This is a genomic window from Vibrio sp. 10N.222.52.B7, assembly GCF_041474275.1.
Taxonomy (GTDB): domain Bacteria; phylum Pseudomonadota; class Gammaproteobacteria; order Enterobacterales; family Vibrionaceae; genus Vibrio; species Vibrio crassostreae_C.
Genome location: NZ_JBFRTU010000371.1, coordinates 1 through 438 on the forward strand (window position 1 = coordinate 1; position 438 = coordinate 438).

Consider the following 438-nt stretch of genomic DNA (forward strand, 5'->3'; position numbering starts at 1 on the left):
GATTTTATTGCCAAGCGTAAGGATGGCTTAACTTTCCAGCTATTCAGCTACCTGACGGTGATTCTGGTAAGCATATTAATTCTTCAAGGTGTAGCGGAACGAGCGTTGATGAAGGCTTTGTTGAAGGTGCCTGAATCCGTTAAAGCTGAAATGCTCGACCTTGCCTATCAAGCCAACGTATTGATCGAAGAGGGGGACATGGATGAGTTAGCCGATTGGGGAAATGCTCAAGGCTACTATCTGTTTGTTATTGATGAAAACAATCGACCCATTACCCATCGACACATGCATCCGCACTTTGAATTCAAACTCAAGTACCTGCGCACCTTAGATCATCAGCTGAGCGATCGTGTCAGTAAGCCTATCTTCGGTTTACCGCTGAATAATGGCAACACGTTAGTGATTCAACTACCGCATCAGTTTCATCCGGCTAAATCC

1 protein-coding gene is annotated in these 438 nt (G+C 45.0%); it reads left to right on the forward strand.

The window, feature by feature from the left end; translation table 11 throughout:
- Positions 1-438, forward strand: a 438-nt coding sequence (locus AB4512_RS23260; RefSeq protein WP_372175887.1) for a histidine kinase sensor domain-containing protein, incomplete at both ends; no start/stop codon positions are given.